The 3,859-nt window shown below is 68.4% G+C and carries 5 protein-coding genes; 4 read left to right on the top strand and 1 reads right to left on the bottom strand.

Going from position 1 to position 3,859, the window contains the following annotated elements:
• The first annotated feature begins 811 nt into the window (after positions 1 to 811).
• The 4 genes from KY469_22570 (at position 812) to KY469_22585 (ending at position 3,490) form a co-directional block, all read left to right on the top strand.
• On the top strand, positions 812 to 1,081 hold the full coding sequence (locus KY469_22570) for a hypothetical protein (GenBank protein ID MBW3665878.1): 270 nt from the start codon (positions 812 to 814) through the stop codon (positions 1,079 to 1,081).
• A 319-nt stretch (positions 1,082 to 1,400) separates the two neighbouring features.
• Positions 1,401 to 1,682 (top strand): nucleotidyltransferase family protein, encoded by a 282-nt coding sequence (locus KY469_22575; protein MBW3665879.1) that lies wholly within the window; start codon positions 1,401 to 1,403, stop codon positions 1,680 to 1,682.
• Positions 1,679 to 1,879 carry a DUF86 domain-containing protein gene (locus KY469_22580; protein ID MBW3665880.1) on the top strand — a complete coding sequence of 67 codons (201 nt, stop codon included), beginning with the start codon at positions 1,679 to 1,681 and terminating at the stop codon, positions 1,877 to 1,879. Before KY469_22575 ends, KY469_22580 begins: the two co-directional genes overlap by 4 nt.
• Positions 1,880 to 2,029: 150 nt before the next feature.
• On the top strand, positions 2,030 to 3,490 hold the full coding sequence (locus tag KY469_22585) for a plasmid pRiA4b ORF-3 family protein (protein ID MBW3665881.1): 1,461 nt from the start codon (positions 2,030 to 2,032) through the stop codon (positions 3,488 to 3,490).
• Positions 3,491 to 3,557: 67 nt separating this feature from the next.
• Here KY469_22585 and KY469_22590 read toward each other — a convergent pair.
• A partial coding sequence (locus KY469_22590; GenBank protein MBW3665882.1) for an alpha/beta hydrolase occupies positions 3,558 to 3,859 on the bottom strand: 302 nt, incomplete at its 5' end.

Below are 3,859 nucleotides of genomic sequence, written 5' to 3' on the forward strand. Positions count from 1 at the left end.
GAGATGTCGTCCGCGTTCGGCGAGCCCCCGGATTCCGGGAAGATCGCCCCGGCCATGGCGGAAGGGGCCGCCAGCAGCAGCGCGGCGAGCCCGAGGGCCAGCACGGCGAGCATCGTGCGGTTGTGGCGGCCACGTCGCAAGGCGGCGGGCATCATATCTGTCGTCCGGACCACCGCGGCGATTCGTCTCACCGCGGGCCCGGCGGGCGCTCAGGACGCTGGAGGCGCGCCTCCCGGCTGCTGCCCGATGGCGAAGCTCACGGCACCGCCCTCCACCTGGGCGTCCAGCACGGCGTCGTTACGGGCGGTCCGACGATTCTGATTGCCCACCCACAACGGGGATTGTCGTGCGGGGTCGGGAGCGCGTCGCCCTCACGAACTTTGGATTTTCGTACCCCTTGAAGGAGGCCGCGTGAGCTGGGTTGACCTCGTCGCCGTGTTGCTCCCTCCAGCGTGCGTCATCGTCGGATGGGTGTCGGGCGTCCGCGCGGAGCGGCTTCGAAGGCGTCGCTGGGCACGTTGGAACTGATCAGCTGGGCTCACGCTGACCACGGTTCTGCGTGGTCACGACGGCGCTCGAACCGTTCGATAACGCGCGGGGTTCTCGCGCCCTCGCGGCGTAGTTCCCCGCCGACTGGACCGTCGGTTGCGGCTGCTTTGGTGAGCCGACGTCCGGGGGCGGCCAGCGGTGAACCGCTGTGGCCTAGGGTACGTACCAGAGGTGGAGGGCGGGCCCGCTCGACAGCCCCTGCCCGATGGAGACCCGGCGCTCACCGCGGCTGGCCGCGGGGCGCTCGAGACAGGAGGGGAACATGAGGAAGCTGCTCACCGCATCCATCGCTTCGGCCGTGCTCGTGCTCGGCGGGGCGGCACCAGCACTCGCGCACACAGCTCCGCCGTGCAACGACGCGAACGGGGACGGTTCGTCCAGCGGCGAGGAGTACGCCCAACACCACATCCGGCCCAACGCGCAGGATGGCAACCTCGGCTCGTCGCAGGAGCAGGCCGCCGAGCAAGGCTCCGGACACAGCCCAGGAGCCCAGCACCAGGGCTACAGCGCATGTGACCCGTCGGGGCAGTAACCCACCAGTCGCCTGACCCCGAACCGGGATCGCGAGGACGGGTTGCAGGCACCGCACGCCCCCGAGGTCGCCTACGTCCTCGGGGGCGGCGGAGCACCTCAAGAAGCTGTGGACCGGCCTCGGCGACGACAACCCCCTTCGGCGGCTCGGTCAGGTCGAAGCATCACTCGCCCCCTGGCAACTGTTTGCGGGGATTTCCCTGCCTCGAAGGCGGAAGTGACCGCCCAGAGCGGGGACTACCGTGCATCGACGTCGTGATCTTCGGGAACGAATACCTGTCGCTCGCTACGGTTCTCGGGGGAGGTCGCCTGTGGCTGGGATGCGTGCCGAGGTCGAGCAGCACCGCGACGAGCTGATCGCCGCTGCGGAACGTCACCGCGCGCGCAACGTGAGGCTGTTCGGCTCGGTGGCAACCGGTCGGGACGATGCTGAGAGCGACGTTGACTTCCTGGTCGACTTCGAACCGGGTGCGACGCTGCTCGACCTTGCTGATCTGAGGGACGAGTTCCAGGAGATCCTCGGGCGTCCCGTCGATGTGCTCTCCTCGCGAGGTCTCAAACCGCGGGACGAGGACATCCGTCGTGAGGCCGTGCCGCTGTGACACGTGGTGATCGGCATCGTCTGCTGGATATGCAGGAAGCGGTGGCCGACCTGTCCGAGATCGTCGAGCGTGGCCGCGAGACGTGGGATGACGACAAGTGCGTCCGGCTAGCCACGCAGAAGCTGTTGGAGATCCTCGGCGAGGCCGCCAAACAGATCAGCGACGAGGTCCGTTCCCGGTATCCCGACGTGCCGTAGCGCGATCTGGCCCGGGTCCGAGACGTCTACACCCACGCCTACCACCGGGTCGACTACGACCTGATGTGGGAACAGCTCGTCACCCAGCTGCCGGACCTCCGACGGACGCTGGGGCGGATCGATCCCGACGATGTGGACGCGGGTTGAACGTTGGCGCGAACGTGGCTGTCGATCCGGGTTGACCTCGTCGAGGGACACGCACGCCCGTTGTGGCCACGCCCCGGCCGACTGATGCTCGCACGTCCCGGGATGACGTTCCGCATGCTGGCGGACGCGATCAACGACGCGTTCGCGCGCTGGGACCTTGCCCACTTGCACGCTTTCACGCTCGCGGATGGAACACGCATCACGATGAAGGGTCCGTGGGACGAGGACTGGAACGAGCCCGAACTGGACGACACGCGCGAGAAGCTGACCCGACTGGGATTGGGCGAGCAGTTCGTCTACGAGTTCGACTTCGGTGATGGCTGGATGCACCTGTGCACCGTGGCCGACGAGAAAGTCGACCCTCACGAGGTCTATGGCGAGGCGCCGGACCGGCCAGTCGCGTACTTCGGGTGGGGTGCGATTCCCGACCAGTACGAGCGGCGCTGGGACGTTGACGATGGGCAGTCGCCACCGCCACCCGCCCCCGAGCCTCCGTTCTCGGACCTCCCGGACCTGCATCCCGGGTGGGGTCGCGATGCACATCCGGTCAGGGACGGAGGCGAGTTCGATGCGTCCGCGGAGGATGGTGTCCTCGTCCCGGGCGCGTGGTTCGCTCGCGGCGGCGAACCAGCAGGTGGAGAGCACGAACCCTGGCCGGGGGAGTCGAGCCAGCAGCTGCGAGGCGCGGTCCGCCGCCGTGATGCGGTTACTGTCGTCGACCTGCTCGTCGGGAGGGATCCGCTCACGGTCGCGCACCTGGCGGGGCCTGGGCTGATCTATGCGGTCGAGGTGGGCCACGATCCCGCCGGCCCGATCATCCACCGTCTGCTACCCCGACTCCGTGACCGAGGATGGCTGGGCGATGACGAGCTGGCGGACGAACTCGAACGTGCGGTACGGAACGAACCGAGCCCGTTGCGTACGACGCCGGTCGCACTCGATGAGCTCGCATCGCACCTCGACGGACCGACCGACTTCTATGGAGGCTGGAAGCTAGAGATCGCGACGGGAGAGTTGTGGCCGAACGATCCGGAGGGGATCGCCGGGATCGAACGGCCCGACGACTTCGACGATCCGGAGGCGTTCGTCGGCGTCGTGGGGCTCGGCTCGAACGCGGGCTACCGGGACATGCAGGTCTTCATCCCCACCATCACTGATGAGCCGTTCGCTGAACGCCTGGAGGTCGCGATCCAAGGCAAGGGCCCGTTCCGGCGCTTCCGCGACACCCTCTACCAGGACGAGTTCTGGTCTTCCGGGGGTCCGCGCTCGGAGGTGCGCGCGGACTGGCAAGACGCCTACACGCAGCGGCCCACAGGCATCAAGACCGTCCTGATGTTCGGCCATGACCTGGCGCCGGGGCTACCCCGGCAGCTATCCAGGCACGTAGACCGGGCTAGGTGCTCGCACGGCGGATCGGCTGGAGGCTCGCGCCCGCCGAACAGGTGTCGTCGTAGCGCCACGTAGGGAAGCGCCGGAACTCCAACGTCCTCGCGTTCGGGCTCGCCGGTGCTCGGGTCCGTCGATCGTCGACTCAGACGGCGGCGCGACCCGTGGACGGTGGGTCGGTCACGGCGGTTACGGCGTCGAGGAAGATCGGCAGCCACCGGCGGGTGCCGAGGACAACAGAGGTGTGCCCACCCGGGGCCTCCCACACGAGCGCGTCGGGCACCTTGTCGGCCAGTGCCCGCTGGCGGACGGTGGGGATGGCCCAGTCGCGGGCGGTCACCACGACGGCGGTCGGCACCGTCACGTCGCCCATCCACCTCGATGAGTCGTAGCGCCCGAGCTCAGCGAGGATCTCGGGTAGAGACCACAAGCTCGTGGTCAGCAGCT

The organism is Actinomycetota bacterium, assembly GCA_019347575.1.
Taxonomy (GTDB): Bacteria; Actinomycetota; Nitriliruptoria; order Nitriliruptorales; family Nitriliruptoraceae; genus JAHWKY01.

Coding starts and splice junctions, on each gene's coding strand:
- KY469_22570 (MBW3665878.1), top strand. CDS start 812: ATGAGGAAGCTGCTCACCGCATCCATCGCTTCGGCCGTGCTCGTGCTC.
- KY469_22575 (MBW3665879.1), top strand. CDS start 1,401: ATGCGTGCCGAGGTCGAGCAGCACCGCGACGAGCTGATCGCCGCTGCG.